Below are 22,940 nucleotides of genomic sequence, written 5' to 3'. Positions count from 1 at the left end.
TCCCGCCGGCTGAAAGCGTCGAATTAACGCGGTTCGGGCGGTTTCGCGCAGCCCGGCGATGACATATTGTTCGCTCGCCAACCAGGCCCGCGGAGCATATCAAGACATCGCGCAACAACTCTTCATTATGCCGCTATTCCGAACCAGGTTGGTGCGAACCAACGAGACAGGGAGGCAGTGCCATGACGATGAGGCCGGATCCCACCTTTCACGCATCGCCCAAGCTTGCGATGGAAGCTCCTGCGGAGAACTTTGCCTACACGTTGCTGCTCAGTCCGGATTTCTCAAAACCGGATGCTCTCGCGGTCATCGACGTCAAGCCGGGATCGCCGACCTACAGCCAGATCGTCCACACCGTGACGATGCCCAACAAGGGCGATGAGTTTCATCACTTCGGCTGGAATGCCTGCTCCTCCGCCTTGTCGCCGCTCACTGGGCATGCCTTCATCGAGCGGCGCTATCTCATCATTCCCGGGCTGCGCTCGTCGCGGATCTACATCATCGATACCAAGCCCGATCCGACCAAAGCCAAAATCCACAAAATCATCGAGCCCGAGGAAGTTTTCAAAAAGACCGGCTATTCGCGGCCGCATACCATCCATTGCGGGCCGGACGGCGTCTATGTGAGCACGCTCGGCGGCGGCGGCAAGGACGGCACCAACGGGCCTCCAGGCGTCTTCATCATGGATTGCGAGACGTTCGAGGTCCTTGGACGATGGGAGATCGACCGCGGTCCGCAGACGCTGCACTATGATTTCTGGTGGAACCTGCCGCGCGACTACATGGTGACGAGTGAATGGGCGTTGCCGCCGCAGTTCGAGAACGGAATCGTCGCGGAAGATCTGCTGGCGAACAAATATGGCCATCGTCTCCACTTTTGGGATCTTCGCGCCCGTCGCAACGTGCAGACCATCGACCTCGGCGCCAATCATCAGATGGCGCTGGAGGTACGGCCGGCGCACGATCCGGTTCGCGAATACGGCTTCGTAGGCGTTGTGGTCGACACCACGAATCTCGAAGCCTCGATCTGGACTTGGTGGCGCGAAGGCGGAAAATTCCATGCGGAGAAGACGGCGACGATCCCGTCCGAGCCTGCGCCAAAGGAGAAGCTCCCGCCGCTGCTTCAGGGCTTTGGCGCCGTGCCGCCGCTGGTGACCGACATCGACCTGTCGATGGATGATCGTTTTCTCTACGTCTCGTGCTGGGGCACGGGTGAGATGCGCCAGTACGACGTGAGTGATCCGCGAAAGCCGAAGCTTGCGGGCTCGGTTCACATCGGCGGCATCGCGCGCCGCACCCGTCATCCGAACGGCAAGGCATTTGCGGCCGGCCCGCAGATGGTCGAGATCAGCCGCGACGGCAGGCGGGTGTACTGGACCAATTCGCTCTATTCCACCTGGGATGACCAGTTCTATCCCGATGGCGTTCCGGGTGTGGAAGTCATGGCCAATGTCGGTCGCAATGGCGGCCTTGAGCTCGACAAGAACTACTTCGTGAGCTTCCCCGACGGATATCGTGCGCACCAGATCAGGCTGGAGGGCGGTGATTGTTCGACGGACTCCTTTTGCTACCCGTCGGCCTAGATTGGGCACACGCGAGCCTCGGCTGGCTGTGGCTCGCTCTTGTTGCGAGCGGTCTCTATCACGGGGTCAATCCGGGAATGGGCTGGCCGCTCGCCGTTTCGGCCGGGCTCATGGACAAGAGCCCGCGCGCGCTCTTTCGTGCTTTGTGGGCTCTGGCGGCCGGGCATCTCCTGGCAACGCTTCTCGTGCTGCTGCCATTCGCGTTCCTTCTCGTGCTGGCCGAGTGGCAGCGTTCGATCCAGCTCGGCGCGAGCCTTCTCGTCATCGGCTTCGGCGTCTATCGGCTGGTCGAGCGGCGCCATCCGCGCGCGCTGGCACGAATTCCGCCGACGCAATTGGCGCTCTGGTCATTTGCCGTTGCCATCGCTCATGGCGCCGCCTTGATGCTCGTGCCGATCTATCTCGGGCTCTGCCAGGCCTTCGAACTCGATGCCGGCCATGAGGCCGCCGGCGCGCTGATGAAGGCGAGTCTCGGGATGGCGGTGCTGGTGTCTTTGGTGCACGTTGCCGCCATGGTCAGCGCCGGCGGATGCCTGGCATGGCTGGTCTACCGCCATCTGGGATTGAGATTCGTCTCGCGAAGCTGGTTCAATCTGGATGTAATCTGGGCGACCAGCCTCATTCTGGTTGGCGTTGTGGCGCTCGGCAATCTCGCGAGCTGGCACTGACGCTTACTGCGTCAAGGCCCACTCGCCGATGATGCGGAAGCGAGCTTTGGCGTCATCCTGCTTGAACAGCGCGACGCGATCGATCGCAAGCGTCTTGAGACCGAGCGCAGCAAACCTTCCCCGCAGCATGTCCAGAATCGGCCCGCGCCGCTCCGCGTCGAGCCGGCCCGTCAGCGTCATGTGGAAGCGGAATTCCTCCATCACGTAAGGATAGCCCCAGCGGTCGAGATAGTCGCGTTGCCGTTCGCTCAGCTTCTCCGGCTTGCGCCGCGCGCGGTCTTCCGCGCTCAGCGGCGCGCGGAAGGAATCGAAGTCGCGCGCGCAATCGGCGGCGAGCTGCTGGAGTTCGCCGACCGGCTCCGCCGGAATGACGGCGATGAAGCCGCTGATGGAATCGACGACCGGGCGGATCACCGGAATTGCGCGTGCCCCGCCGGCGAATGTCGCGCAGGCCGCAACAAGCTCGACCTCGCGCCTGTCGGACGCCAGCGCCATCGGCGCCTTCAGCGTGGCGTGAAAGCCGTATTTGCGGGGATCGGCGGTGACATCACGCCAGTCCGGAGCCGTGCGCAGCGCCTCGTCCGGGAACGGCAGCTCTCGGCCGGTATGCGCATCATAGCCGAGCAGTTCGGCGCCGAAGCGCGAGACGGCGCTGTCGGCACTGGCGGCATGGTAGATCGCGTAGCGGGGGAAACTTGTCATCGTTCGAGCATAGCGGGTTTATGCCGCGACGACAGCTTCGCGCGGGGCAGCTGCCATGCCAAGCAACCGCGTCGCGTCGGTGAGATGTACGAGCTTGCCGCCTGATATCACGGCGATCAGCCGCGGCCGCAGCGGCACGCGGTCGTCGACCAGCAGAATGTCCGCGCGCCGTCCTTCAGCGAGTACGCCGCGATCGGCAAGGCCGGTCGCGCGCGCAGGCGCGGCGGAGACCAGATTCCAGGCCTCGGTCAACGGCAGCACGCCATCGGCGGCGAGCCGGAACGCAGCGAGCAGCTGCGCGGGATAGTAGTAGTCCGAGGCCAGCACCGAGCAGAGCCCTTTGGCGATCATGTCGGATGCCTTGGTCCAGCCGGTGTGGCTACCGCCGCGCACGACGTTTGGCGCGCCGTAGACGATGGCATCACCGTGGCTTGCTGCCGCCCGCGCCGTCTCCTCGTTGATCGGAAACTCCGCGATCGCCACGCCCATCGCGCGAAAGCTCTGGCGCATCGCCGGCGTCGCATCGTCATGCGAGAGCATCCGCACGTCGGCGGCGCGCGCCGCCGCGGCGAGTCGCGACACGGAAGCCGGCACATCCGCGGCGCGGGACATTATGTGTCCGACCAGCCGGTCGAAATCTTCACCCGAGAGGCCGGTGCGCTCCACCATGCGGTTGCGCTTGCGGGGCTTGGCCATGTCCCCAACCGTGCCGTCCATGTGGTCGTTGAAGGCGAACAGGTCGACGCGGCCCTCGCTGAGCCACTGCGAGATCTCGGCCTCGGCGTCGAGATTGTAGGTCTCGTGGCGCAGGTGAAAGCGGGTGTCGGCGGCAAACTGCGGGCGCTGCCGTTCGATCGCCTCCATCAGGCCGCGCGCATTGTCGGCGCTGCGCAGGCCCGGCTCCCACGAACAGGTCGTGGCGTGAAACACCGTGGTGATGCCGTTGCTGATCGCCTGGCGATCGCTGTCGGCGAGCGCCACATCGATCGGGAAGTCGACCCCGGCACGCGGCATCATCTGTCGCTCGAAGGCATCGCCGTGCAGATCGACGATGCCAGGCAGCACCAGCAGGTCGCGCGCGTCGATCGCAAGTCGTACGCGGCTGCGAGAGCCATCGACCTGCGCGATGTCCGTTCCGGACACGAGAAGCGACGTTTCGACGAATTCGGAGCCGATCAGGGCCCGGCCGCCCTCGAGGAATATGTCTGTCACGCGACCGCGCTTCGTTTGCTGGCAGAGGAAGGTGCCCGTGCTTCGTATGCCGTGAGGAAATCCTCAATCCCGAGCTTGCGGAAATCGGGCAGGGCTTCACGCAACTTGTCGTGATCCCAGTCCCACCAGGCGAGCCTCGCAAGCCGCCCCGCAACCTCTTCCGAGAACCGCCGGCGAACGATGCGCGCCGGATTGCCGGCAACGATGGTGTAGGCCGGCACGTCCTTGGTGACGATGGCGCCGGCCGCGATCACCGCGCCGGTGCCGATGTTGCGACCCGGCAGCACGATCGCGCCGTGACCGATCCAGACGTCGTGACCGATATGGACGTGATGCTGGCGCCGCCAGTCGAAGAATTCCGTGTCGTCGCTCTCGCCTTCGAAATAGGCGCTCGACCGATAGGTGAAGTGCGCCTGCGTGGCGCGGTTCATCGGGTGATTGCCCGGATTGATCCGTGTCATCGCCGCGATCGAGCAGAATTTTCCGATGGTGGTGTAGGTGATCTGGGCGTCGTTCACGACATAGGAGTACTCGCCCATCGTCACTTCGTGCAGCATCGTGCGCGCGCCGACCTCGGTGTAGGCCCCAAGCCTGGTGTCGTGCAGCTTCGCCGAGGGATCGATGGTCGGCTGGACCGAAAGCGCTTTGGCGGCCATGTTGCATCCGAACGAGAGGGCGGGCGTTTCTCTTCGAGCGGCTTGATGACAATGTCATGACGACGCGGTGACAAGGGATGAACAGGGGATGAGGTGTGTAGGATCGCCGCACCGCAACGTCCGTGTCACACAAGTGTCAAGCGCCGGCGTTAGCGGTGGGTCCCAGCTACTCTGGAGCCCTGCATGCTGGTGGTTGAAGGTCTGACGTGTCGCTTCGGCGTGAAAGCCGCGGTGGACGACGCTTCGTTTCAAGTTTCTCCCGGCGGCTTCGTCGGCGTGATCGGACGGTCCGGCGCCGGCAAGTCGACCCTGCTCCGGACCATCAACCGTCTCGCGACCCCTTCACAGGGCCGCATCCTGTTCGACGGCCTCGACGTCACGGCGCTGCGCGGCAAGGAGCTGCGGCAGTGGCGAGCGCGCTCGGCGATGATCTTTCAGCAGTTCAACCTGGTCGGCCGGCTCGATGTTCTCACCAACGTCCTGATGGGACGGCTCGCGACGATGCCAGCCTGGCGCTCGCTGTCGCAGACCTGGCCCGAGCAGGACAAGGCGCTGGCGATGTCCGCGCTCGAACAGTTCGATATCGCCCCGCTCGCAGCCCAGCGCGCCGATCAGCTCTCCGGCGGCCAGCAGCAGCGCGTGGCGATCGCCCGCGCCCTGGTGCAGCAGCCCGACATCATTCTCGCCGACGAGCCTATCGCCTCGCTCGACCCGCGCAACACCAAGATCGTGATGGATGCGCTGCTGCGCATCAACAAGCATTTCGGCATCACCGTGCTCTGCAACCTGCATTCGCTCGATCTGGCGCGCAGCTATTGCGACCGGCTGATCGGCATGGCGCAGGGTCGCGTGGTGTTCGACGGCGCGCCGGCCGAGTTGACCGAGCACGTTGCGCGCGAGCTCTACGATCTCGAAGCCGCCGATGTCATGGGCGGCACGCCTGCACCGGTGCGACAGGGCATTCCGGCGCTTGGAACGGCGGCCGCCGCCTGAGCTGCGCCGCTTCAGGACTCACCAGTTTTGCGTCAACCGACCTCAACCAATGAAGAGGCTATCATGATTACTCGCAGATTGATTCTTGCCGGCGCCGCCGCGCTCGCGTTCACGACTTCCGCGTCCGCCGAAGACTGGAAGGCCAAATATCCCGAGCTGACCTTCGCGGTCATTCCGGCGGAAAACGCCTCGGGCGTCACCGAGCGCTGGGCGCCGTTCATGAGCTATCTCTCCAAGGAACTGGGCGTGAAAGTCACGCTGCGCATCGCCAACGACTACGCTGCCGTGATCGAAGGCCAGCGCGCCGGCAACATCCACATCGCGAGCTACGGCTCTGCCTCGTTCGCCCGCGCCCGCCTGACCGGCGTCAAGACCGACGCCTTCGCCAACGACATCAATTCCGACGGCTCGACCGGCTATTACTCGGTGTTCTTCGTCAAGACGAGCAGCCCCTACAAGAGCATCGACCAGCTCAAAGGCAAGAACCTCGGCCTGGTCGACCCGAACTCGACCTCCGGCAACAACGTGCCGCGCTTCGAGCTCGACAAGATGGGCATCGCGGATGCCGACACCTATTTCAGCAAGGTCGTCTTCACCGGCAGCCATGAGAACGCGATCCTGGCGCTGGCGCAGGGCACTGTCGACGTTGCCGCCAACCAGTGGACCAGCGATGACGATTCGACGCTGGCGCAGATGCTGACCAAGGGCATGCTGAAGAATGCCGACGGTTCGGCGATGAAGAAGGACGATTTCCGCATCATCCACAAATCGGCGCCGATCATCAACGGTCCCTATGCCTACAATTCCGATCTGCCGGAAGAGGCCAAGGCCGCGATCGCGAAGGCGTTCTTCGACGCGCCGGCCAAGGACAAGGCTGCCTTCGACCGCCTCCAGGACGGCCAGAAGAAGGGTTTTCATCCCGCGACCACCAAGGATTGGGATGGCACGATCGAGCTGATCAAGTTCGTCGATGCGCTGCGTAAGAAGAAGGCGTCCTGAGTTTCGGACGATGCCACTGGAGCCGGGTCGATGGACCCGGCTCTTTCTCTTTGATCGACCACCTGTCCTGATCAGATGACCGTCGCGGTTTCGATCCTTCCCGAGCAGCAGCTCGCCGTGCTCAACGCCGCCTATCGCCAGGCGGTCGCGCGCAGGCGGCTCCGACTCCTGTTTGGAGCCGTGATCTTCGCCGCTGCACTGTGTCTGGCCGCGTTCGGCGCCGAAGTGAATCTGCGCACGCTGTTCACCCATTACGGCAACTTCATCAGCTATTTCGACCGCATCCTTACACTCGACAACGGACAGCGGGTCTGGACCGATGTCGGCGAGTGGCTGTGGGGCTGGCGCAAATGGCTGAAGATGCTGGGCGAGACCGTGCTGATCTCCTATGTCGGCACGTTGATCGGCGCGGTTTTTGCATTTTGCCTCAACTTCTTCGCTGCTGAAAACACCTCGCCCGCGCCCTGGCTGCGTTTCACGGTGCGGCGCCTGCTCGAATTCGCCCGCACGGTGCCCGGCATCGTGTTTGCGCTGATCTTCGTGATCGCCTTCGGTCTCGGTCCGATGGCGGGTGTGCTCGCAATTGCGATTCACTCCACCGGCGCGCTCGGCAAGCTGTTCTCGGAGATCGTCGAGAACGCCGACATGAAGCCGGTCGAAGGCGTTCGCTCGACCGGCGCAAGCTGGCTCTCCTGTATGCGCTTCGCCATCCTGCCGCAGGTCACGGCAGGCTATGCCAGCTACGCGCTGCTGCGTTTCGAGATCAACGTCCGCGAGGCCTCCGTGATGGGCTTTGTCGGTGCCGGTGGCATCGGCCAGGAGCTCGTCGTCGCCATCCGCAAGTTCTACTACTCCGACGTCAGCGCGATCCTGCTCACCATCATCGTCACGGTCTTCATCATCGACATCAGCACCGGCTGGCTGCGCGGCCGCCTGTTCGGCAAGGAGGCGCGGACGTGACGGGACCGCAGGAGATCGACACCGCGGCGCTTCGCGCGCGCTATCCTGACGTGTTCGACCGGCCGGCCTCGGCGCGGCTCGCGATGCCGGCGATGATCGTCGCGGCGCTCGCGATCCTGATTTATGGCCTCGTCGATCTCGACTTCTCGCCCTCGCGCTTCGTCGCCGGGCTCAGCCAGCTCGGCTGGATCAGCCTGATGATGATTCCGCCGGATCCCGGCTCGTCGCTGCCGATCTATCTGAAGGCGCTGGGCGAGACGCTGTCGATCGCGCTGCTCGGCACGACGCTGGCCGCACTGTTCGCGCTGCCGGTCAGTCTTCTTGCCGCGCGTAACGTCGTGCCGTCGAGCATTTTGCGCTTCGCGATTCGACGTTTCCTGGATTCGATCCGCGGCGTCGACACGCTGATCTGGGCGCTGGTGTGGATCAACGTGGTCGGGCTCGGCCCGTTTGCCGGCGTGCTCGCCATTGCCGTGTCCGATTTCGGCGCGTTTGGAAAACTGTTCTCGGAAGCGATTGAGGGCGCCGACCAGAAGCAGGTCGAGGGCATCCGCGCCTCCGGCGGCAGCGCGCTGCACGAGATCCGCTTCGGCCTGCTGCCGCAGGTCCTGCCCGTGATTGCCGGGCAGGTGCTCTATTTCATCGAGTCGAATACGCGCTCGGCCACCATCATCGGCATCGTCGGCGCCGGCGGCATCGGCCTCCAGCTCGCCGAGCAGATCCGCGTACTGGAATGGCAGAAGGTGTCGTTCCTGATCCTGATGATCCTGGTCGCGGTCGCCGCGATCGATTTCGTCTCGGGAAAATTGCGGTTTGCGATTATTGGGCGAAGGGCGGTGGCCTGATCACCGATTTCGTAGGGTGGGCAAAGCGAAGCGTGCCCACCACTTCAATCGCGACGTTGGATAGATGGTGGGCACGGCGCAAGCGCGCCTTTGCCCACCCTACGATTCTTCACCCGTTCTCCACCAGAAATTCCACTCGCTCCGCGGCAAAGCGCGAATGCTTGGTCACCAGCGGCTTGCCGTCGAGATCGTGGTCGGTGGCATCGACCACCAGGATCGGTCGTCCCAGCGCCAGATCGAGCCGGGCGGCGTCGGTTGCGTCGACGATGCCGGCGGTGATCCGGGTCGCGCCCCGGCGATAGTCGCGGACGCCGTAATGCTCGAGCAGTTTCGTCATCGAGCGGGTGGCAGCAAAGACGTCGCCCGCACCCGGGAATAGCTGCGCTGACAGCCACGTCGTGGAGACGCAGATCGGCGTGCGGTCGGCGAGGCGCATCGCCTCGATCCGCACCAGTGGTGCGCCGGCCTTCAATCCAAGTTCGCGCGCGAGTTCGCGGGTCGCGACATCATCCGACGCCTCGATCAACCGGCCATGCGGTTCGCGGCCGTCCGCGCCGACGATCTCCGAGAAACGGGTCCGCGAGCGCAGCGGATAAGCGAGCTTCTGCGCCTCGACATAGGTTCCGCTGCCGCGTTCGGCCCGCACGATGCCGCGCTCGGCAAGCGCGGCCAGCGCGCGTCGCACGGTGTGGCGGTTCACGCGATAGGTTTCGGCGATCTCCACCTCGCCCGGCAGCTTGTCGCCGGCCGCAAAGCGGCCGTCGGCGATGCCGCGCTCGATGCCATCGGCAACGAGGCGCCACAACGCGACGCCGGAGGAGGCTGTGTCCTGCATGCTCATGTGGCCGGGAAGCTACTCCAGAAATCACGCCTTTGTCACGAAACAGTCATGGCGCTCCGGTATCAAGTTGTCTAGTATCATAGACAACTTGGATTCGGCAAGTTCTGCAGAAAAGTTCGGTGGATGTGGTGACCCAGAACAACAATCAGCAAGCCCAGCGCAAGGCCGCAATGGCCGTGCTGGCGCACGCGGAGGCGGGCGAGATCGCCGCTCGCCTCCGCGCTCTCGCTTTGCCGGCGCATCAGGATCTGCGCGCGCCGGAAAACGGCCTCGTCATGCTGCGCGGCCGGGTCGGCGGCGACGGTGCGCCATTCAATCTCGGCGAAGCGACGGTGTCGCGGGCTGCGGTGCGGCTTGCGAGCGGCGAGGTCGGTTTCGGTTACACGCTCGGTCGCGACGGTGAGAAGGCGCGGCTGATTGCGCTGTGCGATGCGCTGGTGCAGTCCAGCGATTTCAGTGGCGCGGTGGAGCGGGACATCATCGCGCCGTTGCGCGAGCAGCTGATGGTCAGGCGTAAACAGGCTGCGGCCGAGACCGCCGCGACGAAAGTTGATTTCTACACCATGGTGCGCGGTGAGGGGTGAGATCATGACCACGATTGCGGAACTGCCGCCGGGGTTCGTCGACAAGGTGTTGTCGGCGCAATCGACCTTTCGCTCGGTCATGGACGCGATGGCGCGGCCGGGATCGGTCCAGCGCATCGTGCCGACATCAGGCGCGCCTCATGTGATGATGCGCGGCACGGCCGCGATCGCGCTGACGCTGTTCGATCACGACACGCCGCTCTGGCTCGACGCGCGCATGGCCGAGAGTTCCGACGTCGTGAAATGGCTGAAGTTCCACACCGGCGCGCCGGTGGTGCAGGATTCCTCCATCGCCAGCTTCGCGTTGATCAGCGACGGCGGGGCGCTGCCTTCGCTGGAGCGCTTCGCGCTGGGTACGAGCGAATACCCGGACCGGTCGACCACGCTGATCCTTCAGGTCGAGAGCCTGCATTCGGGGCGCAGCTTCGAGCTGCGCGGTCCCGGCATCGACGGCGTCGCGACGCTCCAGGCGTCGATCAAGCCGTTCGACCTGTTCGAGCGACTTCGTATTAACGAGGCGCTGTTTCCGCGCGGCATCGATGTGGTGCTGGTCGCCGATGAGGCCGTGGTTGCGATCCCGCGCACCACGCGCGTCGTGAGCAAGGGAAGCTAACCATGTATGTCGCAGTCAAAGGCGGCGAACGCGCCATCGAGAACGCCCATCGCCTGCTCGCCAGTGCGCGGCGCGGCGATCAAAGCGTGCCGGAAATTTCCCTCGACCAGATTTCGGAGCAGCTTGGCCTCGCCGTGGACCGCGTCATGAGCGAAGGCTCGCTCTATGACCGCGAGCTCGCGGCGCTCGCGATCAAGCAGGCGCGCGGCGATCTGATCGAGGCGATCTTCCTGGTCCGCGCCTTCCGCGCCACGCTGCCGCGCTTCGGCGCCAGCGAGCCGGTCGAGACCGGCGCGATGCGGGTGCAGCGGCGGGTGTCCTCGACCTTCAAGGACATTCCCGGCGGCCAGATTCTCGGCCCGACCTTCGACTATACCCACCGCCTGCTCGATCCCTCGCTCGCCGAAGGTTTTGTGCCGGAGGCGCCGGCGACGGCCGAAGCATCCACGGTGCCCACGCCGCGCGTGACGGATATTCTCGGCCGCGACGGCCTGATCGAGCCCTCGCCGCAGGCCGAAGAGGGCGCCAACGTCGGCGACCTCACCCGCGAGCCGCTGAATTTCCCGGCGGACCGCGACCTGCGCCTGCAAAATCTCGCGCGTGGCGACGAAGGGTTCTTGCTGGCGATGGGCTATTCCACCCAGCGCGGCTATGGCCGCAACCATCCCTTCGCCGGCGAGATTCGCTTCGGTGAGGTCGAGGTCGAGTTTTCGGCGGAAGACGTCGGCTTCGCCGTGCCGCTCGGCTCGATCGAACTCACCGAGTGCCAGATGGTCAATCAATTCAAGGGCTCCGCGACCGAAGCGCCGTGCTTCACCCGCGGCTATGGCCTCGCCTTCGGCCAGAGCGAGCGCAAGACCATGTCAATGGCGCTGGTCGACCGCGCGTTGCGCGCGCGCGAGCTCGGCGAGGAGGCACTCGCACCCGCGCAAGATGAAGAATTCGTGATGTCGCATTCGGACAACGTCCAGGCGACCGGCTTCGTCGAGCATTTGAAGCTGCCGCATTATGTCGACTTCCAGTCCGAGCTCGGCCTGTTGCGCAAGCTGCGCCAAGAGTTTTCTGAAGCGTTTGCGGAGGCCAATGCGCCTGACGCCATGAAGGAGGCCGCGGAATGAACGCGCCTACCTATAATTTCGCCTATCTCGACGAACAGACCAAACGGATGATCCGCCGGGCGATCCTCAAGGCGATCGCGATCCCCGGCTATCAGGTGCCGTTCGCCAGCCGCGAAATGCCGATGCCCTATGGCTGGGGCACCGGCGGCGTGCAGGTGACGGCCGCGCTTCTTGGTCCGCAGGACGTGCTCAAGGTGATCGACCAGGGTTCGGACGACACCACGAACGCGATCTCGATCCGAAAGTTCTTTGCCAAGACCGCGGGCGTTGCCACAACCACTGCGACGGAAGATGCAACGGTGATCCAGACCCGCCACCGCATCCCCGAGACGGCGCTGCACGCGAACCAGGTACTGGTCTATCAGGTGCCGATCCCGGAGCCGCTGCGCTTCCTTGAGCCGCGCGAGACCGAGACGCGGCGCATGCACGCGCTCGCCGAATACGGCCTGATGCATGTGAAGCTCTACGAGGACATCGCCCGCTTCGGCCACATCGCGACGGCTTACGCCTATCCGGTGAAGGTCAATGCGCGCTACGTGATGGACCCGTCGCCGACGCCGAAATTCGACAATCCAAAGATGGACAATTGCCCGGCGCTGCAATTGTTCGGCGCCGGCCGCGAAAAGCGCATCTATGCGATCCCGCCCTATACGCAAGTCGTGTCGCTCGACTTCGAAGACCATCCCTTCGAGCCCTATCGCTTCAACGCGCCCTGCGCGCTGTGTGCCGCGGAAAACTCCTATCTCGACGAGATCGTCACCGACGACAAGGGCGGGCGCATGTTCGTCTGCTCCGACACCGATTATTGCGAGGGCCGTCAGGCCGCCGGCCATCACGGCAGCCTCAGCGCCGCGCCGTACAAGGAGAAGGCGCGGGAGGCATCGAATGGCTGATCAAGACATGATCGAGAATGACGAGCCGCTGCTGGTCGCAAAATCCCTCAGCAAGTCCTACGGACGGATCGCTGCCTGCCGCGATGTATCCTTTGCGCTCTATCCCGGCGAAGTGCTGGCGATTGTCGGCGAATCCGGCTCGGGCAAGTCGACGCTGCTCCAGCTCCTGTCGGGTCAGCTCGCGGCCAGCGGCGGCCAGGTGTCCTACCGGATGCGCGACGGCGTCACGCGCGATCTCGCCATGCTGGGCGAGGCCGAGCGGCGGTTTCTGTTCCGCACCGATTGGGGCTTCGTCCACCAGGACCCCGCGCAGGGGCTGCGCATGGCGGTCTCGGCCGGCGCCAATGTCGGCGAGCGGCTGATGGCGGTGGGGTGGAATCACTACGGCCGCATCCGCGATAGCGCGTCGGACTGGCTGACCCGCGTCGAGATCGACATCGCACGCATCGACGATGCGCCGCGCACCTATTCCGGGGGCATGCGCCAGCGTCTCCAGATCGCCCGCAACCTGGTCACCGAGCCGCGGCTGGTGTTCATGGACGAGCCGACCGGCGGCCTCGATGTTTCCGTGCAGGCCCGCCTGCTCGACCTCGTGCGCAGCCTTGTCGCCGAGCTGCACCTCGCGGTCATCATCGTCACTCATGATCTCGCGGTCGCGCGCCTGCTGTCGCACCGCGTGATGGTGATGAAGGGCGGCCGCGTCATCGAGACCGGCCTCACCGACCAGGTGCTCGACGATCCCCGCGAGCCCTACACCCAACTCCTCGTCTCCTCGATCCTGCCGCCATGAGCCTTCCAGGAAGAGTTTTTCAATGACCGCCATGATTGACGTCGCCAACGCCAACAAGACCTTTACGATGCACCTGCAGGGCGGCATCGAATTGCCAGTCGTCAGCGGCGTGACCTTCCACGTCAATCCTGGCGAATGCGTCGTGCTGTCGGGGCCATCAGGCGCCGGAAAATCGTCGATCCTGAAGATGATCTTCGGTAACTACCGCTGCGACTCGGGCCGCATCGGCATCCGCCATCGCGGCGCGCTGGTCGATCTTGCCACTGCCGAGCCGCGGCAGGTCCTCAACATCCGCCGCGCGACCATTGGCTATGTCAGCCAGTTCCTGCGCGCTGTGCCGCGCGTCGCGACCGTCGACGTGGTCGCCGAGCCGCTGATCGTCAACGGCCTGGCGCGCGCGGAGGCGCAAGTCCGTGCCGGTGAATTGCTGCACCGACTCAATATCCCCGAGCGGCTCTGGCAGCTTCCGCCCGCGACCTTCTCCGGCGGCGAGCAGCAGCGCGTCAACATCGCCCGCGGCTTCATCTCGGATCTGCCGATCCTGCTGCTGGACGAGCCCACCGCCTCGCTGGACGCCGCCAACCGCGCCGTCGTGGTCGAGCTGGTCGCCGAAAAGAAACGCCAGGGCGTCGCCATGGTCGCCATTGTCCATGACGACGAAATCCGTCATCAGATTGCCGACCGCATCGTCGACGTCACCAGCTTCGCCGCCGCGGCCTGAAGGAAATGGACATGAACGCCAAGAAGGACATCGTGATCGCCAACGCCAGGATCGTGCTGGCGGAGCGGGTGATCGGGCAGGGCTGGCTTGCTCTCGCCGATGGACGCATCGCCGAAATCGGCGAGGGCAGGGCGCCCGCGGGGGCAGAGGATGCCGGCGGCGATCTGATCATGCCCGGCTTGATCGAGCTCCACACCGATCACCTCGAGGCGCATTACGTGCCGCGGCCAAAAGTGTTCTGGAATCCGGTCGCAGCCGTCGTCTCCTATGACGGCCAGCTCGCGACATCGGGCATTACCACGGTGTTCGACTCGCTCCGGGTCTGGCGCGAGGATGGCGCCGAGGAAGTCGACGGACGCGCCGGCACACTCGCCGCCGCGATCACCACCGCACGCGATGCCAATTTGCTGCGTGCCGATCACTTCCTGCATCTGCGCTGCGAAATCCCGATGCCGAGCGTGGTCGAGGAGGCCATGGAGCTGATCGACCGTCCCGACGTGCGGCTGATGTCGCTGATGGACCACACCCCCGGCCAGCGCCAGTTCCGCGACGAAGGCAAGCTGCGCGACTATTATCGCGGCAAGGGCGGTGGCAAGACCGACGCCGAGCTCGACCAGCTGTTCGCGAAGCGCTTCGAATATCAGAAGGCCTATGCCGCGACCAACATGCGCGAGATCGTGGCACTGGCGCACAAGTACAAGATCCCGCTGGCGAGCCACGACGATACCACCGAGGAGAACGTCGTGGACGCCGTGCGCGATGGGGTTTCGGTCGCGGAATTCCCGACCACGCTGGAGGCCGCGCGCGGCCTGCACGAGGCCGGCATCGACATCCTGATGGGCGCGCCGAACGTCGTGCGCGGCGGTTCGCATTCCGGCAACATCGCCGCGGTCGATCTCGCCCGCGAAGGCCTGCTCGACATCCTGTCGTCGGATTACATCCCCTCGAGCCTTTTGATGGCTGCATTGCATTTGCCGGAGCATGTGCCCGCCATCAGTCTTGCGGCGGCGATCCGCACCGTGACGAAAGCGCCCGCCGAGGCGGTCGGCCTGTCCGACCGCGGTGAGATTTCCGTCGGCAAGCGTGCCGATCTGATCCGCGTCCATGTTGCGGGCCACGTTCCCGCGGTCCGCAGTGTCTGGCGCGAAGGGAGCCGCGTCGCATGAGCGAGACCGTCACCGTGGCGGGAGCGCAGACGGCCGCGATCGGGCCCGGGCGGCTCGTGCTCGTGGTCGGTCCCAGCGGTGCCGGCAAGGACACGCTGCTGCGGCTGGCGCGGGCGGCGTGCATTGAGGATAAGGACATCGTTTTCCCGCGCCGTGTCGTGACGCGCGAATCCTCGGCCGACGAAGACAATATTGCGGTGAGCCCTGACGAATTCCGTCGCGCGCGCGAGCATCGGGATTTCGCCGTGCATTGGGAGGCGCATGGGCATTCCTACGCGCTGCCGCGCGACCTCAACGACGATATTCGTGCCGGACGCGCCGTCGTGGCCAATGTTTCGCGCACGGTGATCGGCGCGCTACGTCAGACCTATGCAAACGTCGTGGTGGTCGCGATCACCGCGCCGCCGGATGTGCTGGCGCAGCGGCTTGCCGCCCGCGCCCGGCACAGTGACGGCAATATCGCGGAACGGCTGACGCGCAGCGTCGACGACGCATCGGCGCAGGCCGATGTCACCATTCTCAACGCGGGCAGCGCGGAGTATCATGGCCGCCAGCTTCTGCGCGTGATCAGGAATCAAGGCTGGCACGAATAGCCGGCACAACAAGGAGACTGGAATGTCGGTGATCGAAACGGTCGAGCAGCTGGAGGCCATCTACGACGTCACCAATGACGCCTCGACCGTGAAAGTCGCCGACCACGTCACCCCGCTCTATCGCGTCTTCATCGAAAAGGCCCCGTTCGCCGCGCTCGCCACCATCGGACCCGAGGGGATCGACTGCTCGCCGCGCGGCGATCTCTCCGGCTTCGTCCGCATTTATGACCCGAAGACGCTGATGCTGCCGGATCGCCGCGGCAACAATCGGGTCGATTCCTTGCGCAACATCGTGCGCGATCCCAGGGTGTCGCTGATGTTCCTGATCCCCGGCTCCGGCAATGCGGTCCGCGCCAATGGCCGGGCCTATGTTTCCATCGATCCCGAACTGCTCGCTTCCTTCAAGGTCGACGGCAAGGCGCCGCGCAGCGTCATGGTGATGACGGTCGACGAAATCTACTTCCAGTGCGCCCGCGCCATCGTCCGCTCCGATCTCTGGAATCCCGACAAGCGCATCGACCCCAAGACGCTGCCGACACCCGGCCAGATCCTCGCCGAAATGAGCGAGAACAAGGTCGGCGGCGCGGAATACGACCGCACCTGGCCGGAGCGGGCAGCCGCGACGATGTGGTGAGTTCGTTCTTCCCTTCTCCCCTTGCGGGAGAGGGTGGCTCGCTGCCTAGCGGCGAGACGGGTGAGGGGTTCTCTCCGCGCGCGACTCTCCTGCGTCAGGATTTGCGGAGGCAATCCCTCATCCGGCGCTTCGCGCCACCTTCTCCCGCAAGGGGAGAAGGGAAGAAGGGGGAGAACGTGCTCTCCGAACGGGGCCGGCGCGCGAACTGATCAACTCCGGCGGCGCGCCCTGGTGCGTGCCGCTTTCTTCGCGGCGGTGGAGCGGGCCTTGGCGCCCTTGGTGCGGCTCGCCTTGCGCGCGGTGGCTGAACGCGACGCGGCGGATCGCTGGCTCGCGGCGCGCTTGCCCTGTTTCGACAGTGCGCTGCGCGATGCGGTCGAGCGCGGCTCCTTCTTCAAAACCTTTTCGACGGCCCGCGACACGCGCGGCCGGCGCTTCGCGGTGCGCTTGCCCTGACCGACCTCATAGGCATATTTGGCGCTGCGACGCGTCGCCTTCTTGACGCGTCCCTTGCGCGGCGGCGGAAGATCGACGCCGGCGCGGCGCGCTTCGGACAGACCGATTGCGATGGCCTGTTTCGTCGAGCGCGCACCATGCCTGCCCTTGCGGATCTTGTCGATCTGGTCCTTGACGAATTCGCCGGCCTGCGTGCTTGCCGATTTACCGGCACGCTTGTCTTGCCTGGCTTTGCGAACGACTTGCTGTCTTGGCATGGGTCCGGTTCCCTCTGGAATTCACAGGGATGTCTGACCGCAACGCGCAAGATGGACGATTGATCCTGTCAGTTCCGTAGCGCCGCCAGCAATTCATCCGGGCGTTCGGCCATGATCATGTGGCCGGCGCCGGGCACGACGACGGTCTTCGCATGCGGGATCGCCGCGGCGAGCGCCCTGCCGGCCTTCACCGGCGTCATCATGTCCCGTTCGCCAAGGATGAGCGTCGTGGGCACCTTCACGCTCGCGGCTGCTTGAAGCGCATTCGCGTAAGCATTGCAGGCCGACAAATCCCGGAACAGCACGCCCGGCTCGCAGTGTTTCAACACGGCCTGCGCGCCGCCATGCATCCACAGGCCCGGTGCGAGGCTGCCGCCGAGCTCGGCGTTGAAGCCGAGCCCCCAGATCGAGACCATGTCGTTTGCATCCTGCGAATTGGCTTCGGCCGCCTTCAGCAGATCCGGGCCGACCGCCATGGTCGCGGCCGTGCCGATCAGGCTGAGCGCGGACACCTTGTCGGGGTGATGTGCGGCCGTCTCCAGCGAGATCAGCGAGCCCATGGAATGGCCGATCAGATGCGCTTTCGTAACTCCGGCCGCATCGAGCAGGGCCGCCGTCCAGTCGGCCATCTCGGCGATGCTGGCGAGCGAGGGTCCGGGCGAGCGGCCGTGACCGGGCAGATCAGGCGCCAGCACGCCAAAGCCGTGATGGGCGAACCAGCGCGTGTGCAGCGCCCAGGTCGAATGATCGAAGCCGGCGCCATGGAGGAAGACGACCGCGGGCAGGGCCTTGTCGAAGTCGCGGCCGCCGGTTGCGACCAGCACCTCGGCGCCGTTGACGGAGAGCTTCATGGTGTCAGACCTTTTGCGAGATGCGCAGCGCCTGCGCGAGATCGTCGATGATATCGCTTGCGGTCTCGATGCCGACCGAGAGCCGCACCAGCTCCTCGCCGATGCCGGAGGACTTAAGTTGTTCGGCGTCCATCTGCTGATGCGTGGTCGAGGCAGGGTGGATCACCAGCGTCTTGGCATCGCCGACATTGGCGAGATGGCTGATCATGCGCAGCTGCTCGATGAACTTGCGGCCCGCGGGCCGCCCGCCCTTGATGCCGAAGGAGACAATCGAGCCGGCGCCGCGCGGCAGCAACTGTTTTGCCAGCTGGTAGTCCGCGTGATCTTCCAGCGAGGGATGCAGCACCCAATCCACGGCCTTGTTGGACTTCAGTGCTTCCAGCACGAGGTGCGTGTTTTGCATATGGCGGTCCATGCGCACGCCGAGCGTCTCGACGCCCTGCAACAGCTGGAACGCGTTGGTCGGGGATAGACAAGCACCGAAATCGCGCAGGCCTTCGGTGCGTGCGCGCATGACGAAGGCGGCGGTGCCGAACTGTTCGTCGAAAACGATGCCGTGATAGCCGCCATAGGGCTCGGTCAGCACGCCGAATTTTCCGGATGAACGCCAATCAAACCGGCCGCCGTCGATGATGGCGCCGCCGATCGCGATGCCGTGGCCGCCGATCCATTTGGTCGCCGAATGCATGACGATGTCGGCGCCGAGCTCGATCGGACGGCTGAGATAGGGCGTGGCAAAGGTGTTGTCGATCAGCAGCGGAATCTTCGCGTCATGCGCGATCTGCGCGACCTTCGGAATGTCCAGCACCTCGAGCCCGGGATTGCCGATGGTCTCACCGATCACCAGCTTCGTGTTCGGCTTGATCGCCGCGCGGAACGCATCGAGATCGCGCGGTTTCACGAACGTTGTGGTGATGCCGAAGCGCGGCAGCGTGTGCGCAAGCAGGTTGATGGTGCCGCCATAGAGCGAGCTCGACGCCACGATATGGTCGCCGGCGTTCAGAAGCGTCGCGATCGCCAGATGCAGCGCCGCCATGCCGCTCGCGGTGCAGATCGCGCCGACGCCACCCTCCAGCGCCGCAAGCCGTTCCTCGAGCACGCCCGTGGTCGGATTGGAGATGCGGGTATAGATGTGGCCCGCACGCTCGAGGTTGAACAGCGCGGCGGCGTGGTCGGAATCCTGGAACACGTAGGACGTGGTCTGGTAGATCGGCACCGCGCGGGCGCCGGTCGCGGGATCCGGATGCTGGCCCGCATGCAGGCTCAGGGTCTCGAAGGCGGGCGGTTTTGGCGCGGGCATGCGTGGCCTCGTTGCTCGGTCGGCGGAGGCGGCTCTTGTGCCACAAAAATGCGCGCTACGTCAGCCCATTGACAGGGTTGCCTAACCCCGGATCGCCTGCTCGATGATCCGCGTCTCCCGCAGCAAGATCTCCGCGACCTCTTGCTCGCGGCGCGGGCCGAGCCTCGTCCGAACGGCGGAGACGGTCATCGCGGCGGCGGGGCGGCCGTCCGGGGTCTTGATCCAGGTCGAGATCGATTTCGTGCCCTGCACGAGACCAATTTCCCTCATGCCGTATCCCAGCCGTCTTGCGGCGGTGACCTGGCCCAGCACCGTCGCAGCGTCGGTCCGGTAGGCCTCCAGTCTCTTCTCATTGGCTGCGACGATTTTTCGCGCGTCCTGGGCCGGCATCGCGGCGAGGATGGCAACGCCCGCGCTGGAGACGCCTAGCGGTCGGCGCGCGCCGACCTCGATCGACAGCACCTGAATCGGATAGATTCCGATCCTGCGATCGACGCACAGCGTGTCGTTGCCGGTCCGCACCGTCAGGAAGAGCGTGTCGCCGATCTCGGTCGACGCACGTTGCAGCGACGGATTGGCGGCGATCAGCAGCCGCGACGGCCGGGCCCGTGCGAGCGCAAGCTCCGGCACCTGGTTGCCGATCGCGTAGCGCCCGGTTTTGTCGTGTCGTTCGACGATGCCTTCCTCGATCAGCACGTGGACGATGCGATGCACGGTCGGGCGGGTGAGGCCGGTCGCGCGCACGACCTCGGCCAATGGCACACCGTCTTCGCGGCCTGCGGCAAGAATGCGCAGCACCGCGAGCGCGCGGCGGATCGCCTGCGCGCCCTGTCGCGGTTCGGTCATGCGGCGGGCGGATTTCGCGGAAGTCGTCTTGTCCATAATATGGACAAGAACGCCACAATTCACTCGACAGGTAAAGCGCGCATCTGGAGATTGCGCTCCGAATCGAGATGCCGTGTACGACGTCAGGCAAATCGACGTAAAATTGGAAGCACCGCCGGGAGGTTAACATGAGATTAATCTGGATTGCCATAGCTGCCGCAGCGGCGATGCTGGCGGGACCGGCGTCCGGCCAGCAATGGCCGGCGCGCAACGTCAAGCTGATCGTGCCCTATCCGGCCGGCGGGAATGTCGACAGCGCCGCGCGCATCATCGCCGACAAGCTTCAGGAAAAGCTCGGCCAGCCTTTCATCATCGAGAACAAGGCGGGTGCCGGCGGCATGATCGCGGGCGAAGCCTTCGCGAAATCCGCGCCCGACGGCTACACGCTGTTCGTCGGCGCCAACGGCCCGGTGCTGTTCGCAACCGAAATCAACAAGCGCGACGTCTACAATTGGAAGAAGGACTTCCTGCCGATCTCGACGATCTCGATGACGCCGCTGGTGCTCGAGGTGCATCCGTCGGTGCAGGCGACGAATTTCAAGGAATTCATCGACCTTGCCAAGCGCGAGCCCGGCAAGTTGACGATGGCCTCGCCCGGTCCCGGCACCACCAACCATCTGCTCAGTGAGCTGATGCAGTCCAGCCTCGACCTGCAATGGGTCACCGCGCACTATCGCGGCAATGCGCCTGCGGTCAACGATCTCTTGGGCGGCCAGGTACAGTTCGCGTTCGACCAGCTCACGGTCAGCCTGCAGCACATCAAGGCCGGCCTGTTCCGGGCACTGGCGGTCACCAGCCCGCACCGCCTGAAGTCGCTGCCCGACGTGCCGACCTTCGCCGAGCTCGGCTACAAGGATTTTGACGGCCAGACCTTCACTGGCCTGTTCGCGCCGGCAGGCACGCCGGCGCCCGTGATCGACAAGCTGCACGAGGCGCTGACCGCGATTCTGAAGGACCCCGCCGTGGTCGACAAGTTCGAGAAGCTCGGCGGCGAAGCCGTCGCGATGACGCCCGACGAATTCAAGGCCTATCTCGCGCGCGAGGACGCCAAATGGATTCCGATCGTGCGCAAGGCCAACATCAAGGCGGATTGATCGATGCGGATCGACCCCACCGGGCTCGGCGCCGAGCGCATCTACCGGCTGATGACCGGCATCGTGGTGCCGCGTCCGATCGCCTGGGTGACGAGCCTGTCCCGCGCAGGCGTGCTCAACCTCGCGCCGTTCAGCGCCTTCACCTTCGTCTCGCAGAAGCCGCCGATGCTGGCCATCAGCGTCGGCCGCAAGGGTGCGGACTACAAGGACACCGCGCACAACATCCTCGACACCGAGGAATACGTCATCCACATCGCCGATACCTCGCTGATGCAGGCCGTGCACGACTCATCGGTCGAGCATCCGCCTGAGATCAGTGAGGTCGCGGAGCTTGGCCTCGAGACGCTCCCGAGCGAGCGCATCAAGGTGCCGCGGCTCAGCATTGCACCCGTTGCGATGGAATGCCGCTTCCGGCAGTGCCTGGAATTCGGCGACGCCCGCAGCCGCCTGATCGTCGGCGAAGTCGTGATGTTCCACCTCCGCGACGGCCTCGTGAACGACGGCAAGGTCGAAACCGCGGCGCTCGATCCGATCGCGCGCATCGGCGGACCGCGCTACGCCCGGCTCGGCGAGATCGTGACGCTGCGCGGCGTGTTCCAGACTCCCAAATCGAAAGACTGAGCGCGCTGCCCCGCGCGCGCCTCAAGACCATTGGAGAACGACCATGCGACTCCTAAGTTATCTCGTGGACGGAGAGCCGCACTATGGTGCCGCCATCGAAGGCGGTGTCGTCGATCTGACCCGGCGGGTCGGCCGCGACTTCTCCGATTTGAGGGCGCTGATCGCAGCCAATGCGCTGGCCGACGCGCAGGAAGCCGTCGCTGGGCAGAAGCCGGACTATGCCCTCGGCGAGCTCGTGCTGCTTCCGCCGGTGCTGGCGCCGGAAAAGCTCTGGTGCATCGGCGTCAATTATGCCGAGCGCAATGCGGAGTATAAGGACAGCTCCGACCTGCCCAAATATCCCAGCCTGTTCGTGCGCAGCATGTCCTCGATGACAGGCTCCGGTCAGCCGCTGGAGAAGCCCACGGTATCCGATCAGCTCGATTACGAAGGCGAGCTCGTCATCGTGATCGGGCAGGGCGGCCGCCACATTCCGCGCGAGAAGGCCTGGTCGCACATCTTCGGCATGACGCTGTGCAACGAGGGCACGATCCGCGACTGGCTGCGCCACGGCAAGTTCAACGTCACGCAGGGCAAGAATTTCGATCGCTCCGGCAGCATCGGTCCGTGGATCGTCACGTCGGACGAGCTCGACCCGCGCGGGCCGCACGATATCGTCACGCGCGTCAACGGCGAGGTGCGGCAGCAGGACACCACCGAGCGGCTGATGTTTCCGTTCGATTTTCTGATCTCCTATCTCTCCACCTTCGCCACCCTGAAGCCCGGCGACATGATCGTGACGGGCACGCCGACCGGGGCAGGCGCCCGCTTCGACCCGCCGCGCTGGCTGAAAGTCGGCGATGTCGTTGAGGTCGAATCCAGCCGCATCGGCGTGCTGCGCAACACTGTGGCCGCGGAGAGTTAAG

26 protein-coding genes are annotated in these 22,940 nt (G+C 65.0%); 18 read left to right on the top strand and 8 right to left on the bottom strand.

From position 1 onward, the window contains the following. The first annotated feature begins 182 nt into the window (after nt 1–182). The gene (locus tag ABIB91_RS15195) at nt 183–1,583 is read left to right on the top strand and encodes a selenium-binding protein SBP56-related protein (RefSeq protein WP_354162620.1); all 1,401 of its coding nucleotides are present in this window, start codon (nt 183–185) and stop codon (nt 1,581–1,583) included. A 77-nt stretch (nt 1,584–1,660) separates the two neighbouring features. Continuing rightward, nucleotides 1,661–2,251, top strand: coding sequence for a hypothetical protein (locus ABIB91_RS15190; RefSeq protein ID WP_354162790.1), 591 nt, complete (start codon nt 1,661–1,663; stop codon nt 2,249–2,251). A gap of 3 nt (nt 2,252–2,254) precedes the next feature. On the opposite strand, the gene ABIB91_RS15185 is transcribed toward ABIB91_RS15190, so the two are convergent. From ABIB91_RS15185 to ABIB91_RS15175, 3 genes are read right to left on the bottom strand one after another with little or no spacing between them, the layout of a single operon-like run. Next, entirely contained in the window at nt 2,255–2,953 is a 699-nt protein-coding gene (locus tag ABIB91_RS15185) for a DUF1045 domain-containing protein (protein WP_354162623.1), read from the bottom strand. Between the two features lie 18 nt (nt 2,954–2,971). Beyond that, a complete protein-coding gene (locus ABIB91_RS15180; protein WP_354162626.1) occupies nt 2,972–4,165 on the bottom strand; it encodes an alpha-D-ribose 1-methylphosphonate 5-triphosphate diphosphatase in 1,194 nt (397 codons plus the stop codon). After that, nucleotides 4,162–4,821, bottom strand: coding sequence for an LbetaH domain-containing protein (locus tag ABIB91_RS15175; protein ID WP_354162629.1), 660 nt, complete (start codon nt 4,819–4,821; stop codon nt 4,162–4,164). Before ABIB91_RS15175 ends, ABIB91_RS15180 begins: the two co-directional genes overlap by 4 nt. 183 nt (nt 4,822–5,004) lie before the next feature. Here ABIB91_RS15175 and phnC point away from each other — a divergent pair, with 183 nt between their 5' ends. The 4 genes from phnC to phnE (ABIB91_RS15155) all read left to right on the top strand — a co-directional run bounded on the left by phnC (nt 5,005) and on the right by phnE (ABIB91_RS15155) (nt 8,618). Continuing rightward, nucleotides 5,005–5,814 (top strand): phosphonate ABC transporter ATP-binding protein, encoded by an 810-nt coding sequence (phnC, locus tag ABIB91_RS15170; RefSeq protein ID WP_007597623.1) that lies wholly within the window; start codon nt 5,005–5,007, stop codon nt 5,812–5,814. A gap of 63 nt (nt 5,815–5,877) precedes the next feature. Continuing rightward, nucleotides 5,878–6,813: a phosphonate ABC transporter substrate-binding protein gene (gene phnD / locus ABIB91_RS15165; protein WP_354162632.1), complete on the top strand. Its 936-nt coding sequence runs from the start codon at nt 5,878–5,880 to the stop codon at nt 6,811–6,813. A gap of 75 nt (nt 6,814–6,888) precedes the next feature. Continuing rightward, entirely contained in the window at nt 6,889–7,773 is an 885-nt protein-coding gene (gene phnE / locus ABIB91_RS15160) for a phosphonate ABC transporter, permease protein PhnE (RefSeq protein ID WP_007597621.1), read from the top strand. Further along, nucleotides 7,770–8,618 (top strand): phosphonate ABC transporter, permease protein PhnE, encoded by an 849-nt coding sequence (phnE, locus tag ABIB91_RS15155; RefSeq protein WP_354162636.1) that lies wholly within the window; start codon nt 7,770–7,772, stop codon nt 8,616–8,618. The genes phnE (ABIB91_RS15160) and phnE (ABIB91_RS15155) overlap by 4 nt, the downstream gene beginning before the upstream one ends. A gap of 109 nt (nt 8,619–8,727) precedes the next feature. On the opposite strand, the gene phnF is transcribed toward phnE (ABIB91_RS15155), so the two are convergent. Beyond that, nucleotides 8,728–9,459, bottom strand: a complete 732-nt coding sequence (gene phnF, locus ABIB91_RS15150; protein ID WP_035993736.1) for a phosphonate metabolism transcriptional regulator PhnF — start codon at nt 9,457–9,459, stop codon at nt 8,728–8,730. Nucleotides 9,460–9,629: 170 nt separating this feature from the next. Here phnF and phnG point away from each other — a divergent pair, with 170 nt between their 5' ends. Genes phnG through ABIB91_RS15105 form a run of 9 tightly spaced genes read left to right on the top strand, consistent with a single transcriptional unit; the run spans nt 9,630 to nt 16,571 of the window. Further along, nucleotides 9,630–10,043: a phosphonate C-P lyase system protein PhnG gene (phnG, locus tag ABIB91_RS15145; protein ID WP_007597616.1), complete on the top strand. Its 414-nt coding sequence runs from the start codon at nt 9,630–9,632 to the stop codon at nt 10,041–10,043. Nucleotides 10,044–10,047: 4 nt separating this feature from the next. Continuing rightward, the gene (phnH, locus tag ABIB91_RS15140; protein WP_354162640.1) at nt 10,048–10,656 is read left to right on the top strand and encodes a phosphonate C-P lyase system protein PhnH; all 609 of its coding nucleotides are present in this window, start codon (nt 10,048–10,050) and stop codon (nt 10,654–10,656) included. Nucleotides 10,657–10,658: 2 nt separating this feature from the next. Next, complete coding sequence (locus ABIB91_RS15135; protein ID WP_354162643.1) at nt 10,659–11,774, top strand: carbon-phosphorus lyase complex subunit; 1,116 nt, start codon at nt 10,659–10,661, stop codon at nt 11,772–11,774. Then, entirely contained in the window at nt 11,771–12,667 is an 897-nt protein-coding gene (locus tag ABIB91_RS15130; RefSeq protein ID WP_354162646.1) for an alpha-D-ribose 1-methylphosphonate 5-phosphate C-P-lyase PhnJ, read from the top strand. Before ABIB91_RS15135 ends, ABIB91_RS15130 begins: the two co-directional genes overlap by 4 nt. Next, nucleotides 12,660–13,457, top strand: a complete 798-nt coding sequence (gene phnK / locus ABIB91_RS15125) for a phosphonate C-P lyase system protein PhnK (protein WP_354162649.1) — start codon at nt 12,660–12,662, stop codon at nt 13,455–13,457. The genes ABIB91_RS15130 and phnK overlap by 8 nt, the downstream gene beginning before the upstream one ends. Before the next feature lie 22 nt (nt 13,458–13,479). Beyond that, nucleotides 13,480–14,178 carry a phosphonate C-P lyase system protein PhnL gene (gene phnL / locus ABIB91_RS15120; RefSeq protein WP_354162652.1) on the top strand — a complete coding sequence of 233 codons (699 nt, stop codon included), beginning with the start codon at nt 13,480–13,482 and terminating at the stop codon, nt 14,176–14,178. An 11-nt stretch (nt 14,179–14,189) separates the two neighbouring features. Next, nucleotides 14,190–15,344 (top strand): alpha-D-ribose 1-methylphosphonate 5-triphosphate diphosphatase, encoded by a 1,155-nt coding sequence (locus ABIB91_RS15115; RefSeq protein ID WP_354162655.1) that lies wholly within the window; start codon nt 14,190–14,192, stop codon nt 15,342–15,344. After that, a complete protein-coding gene (gene phnN, locus ABIB91_RS15110) occupies nt 15,341–15,937 on the top strand; it encodes a phosphonate metabolism protein/1,5-bisphosphokinase (PRPP-forming) PhnN (protein ID WP_354162658.1) in 597 nt (198 codons plus the stop codon). Before ABIB91_RS15115 ends, phnN begins: the two co-directional genes overlap by 4 nt. A 22-nt stretch (nt 15,938–15,959) precedes the next feature. Then, complete coding sequence (locus ABIB91_RS15105; RefSeq protein ID WP_354162661.1) at nt 15,960–16,571, top strand: pyridoxamine 5'-phosphate oxidase family protein; 612 nt, start codon at nt 15,960–15,962, stop codon at nt 16,569–16,571. 209 nt (nt 16,572–16,780) lie between these two features. On the opposite strand, the gene ABIB91_RS15100 is transcribed toward ABIB91_RS15105, so the two are convergent. From ABIB91_RS15100 to ABIB91_RS15085, 4 genes are all read right to left on the bottom strand, one after another. After that, the gene (locus ABIB91_RS15100) at nt 16,781–17,284 is read right to left on the bottom strand and encodes a DUF6496 domain-containing protein (protein WP_354162664.1); all 504 of its coding nucleotides are present in this window, start codon (nt 17,282–17,284) and stop codon (nt 16,781–16,783) included. A gap of 68 nt (nt 17,285–17,352) precedes the next feature. After that, the gene (locus ABIB91_RS15095; protein WP_354162667.1) at nt 17,353–18,135 is read right to left on the bottom strand and encodes an alpha/beta fold hydrolase; all 783 of its coding nucleotides are present in this window, start codon (nt 18,133–18,135) and stop codon (nt 17,353–17,355) included. 4 nt (nt 18,136–18,139) lie between these two features. Then, the gene (locus ABIB91_RS15090; protein WP_354162670.1) at nt 18,140–19,435 is read right to left on the bottom strand and encodes an O-acetylhomoserine aminocarboxypropyltransferase; all 1,296 of its coding nucleotides are present in this window, start codon (nt 19,433–19,435) and stop codon (nt 18,140–18,142) included. An 81-nt stretch (nt 19,436–19,516) separates the two neighbouring features. Next, entirely contained in the window at nt 19,517–20,317 is an 801-nt protein-coding gene (locus ABIB91_RS15085; protein WP_354162673.1) for an IclR family transcriptional regulator, read from the bottom strand. 131 nt (nt 20,318–20,448) lie between these two features. On the opposite strand from ABIB91_RS15085, the gene ABIB91_RS15080 reads away from it, so the two are divergent. Genes ABIB91_RS15080 through ABIB91_RS15070 form a run of 3 tightly spaced genes read left to right on the top strand, consistent with a single transcriptional unit; the run spans nt 20,449 to nt 22,939 of the window. Continuing rightward, complete coding sequence (locus ABIB91_RS15080; RefSeq protein ID WP_354162676.1) at nt 20,449–21,414, top strand: Bug family tripartite tricarboxylate transporter substrate binding protein; 966 nt, start codon at nt 20,449–20,451, stop codon at nt 21,412–21,414. A 3-nt stretch (nt 21,415–21,417) separates the two neighbouring features. Then, complete coding sequence (locus ABIB91_RS15075; RefSeq protein ID WP_354162679.1) at nt 21,418–22,035, top strand: flavin reductase family protein; 618 nt, start codon at nt 21,418–21,420, stop codon at nt 22,033–22,035. Nucleotides 22,036–22,078: 43 nt separating this feature from the next. Next, nucleotides 22,079–22,939 carry a fumarylacetoacetate hydrolase family protein gene (locus ABIB91_RS15070; protein WP_354162682.1) on the top strand — a complete coding sequence of 287 codons (861 nt, stop codon included), beginning with the start codon at nt 22,079–22,081 and terminating at the stop codon, nt 22,937–22,939. Nucleotide 22,940: the final 1 nt, after the last annotated feature.

It is taken from the genome of Bradyrhizobium sp. JR4.3 (assembly GCF_040547695.1).
In the GTDB taxonomy this organism is placed as follows: Bacteria; Pseudomonadota; Alphaproteobacteria; order Rhizobiales; family Xanthobacteraceae; genus Bradyrhizobium; species Bradyrhizobium canariense.
Note: the sequence above shows the minus strand (reverse complement) of the source record. Positions and strands in the feature narration are given on the sequence as shown.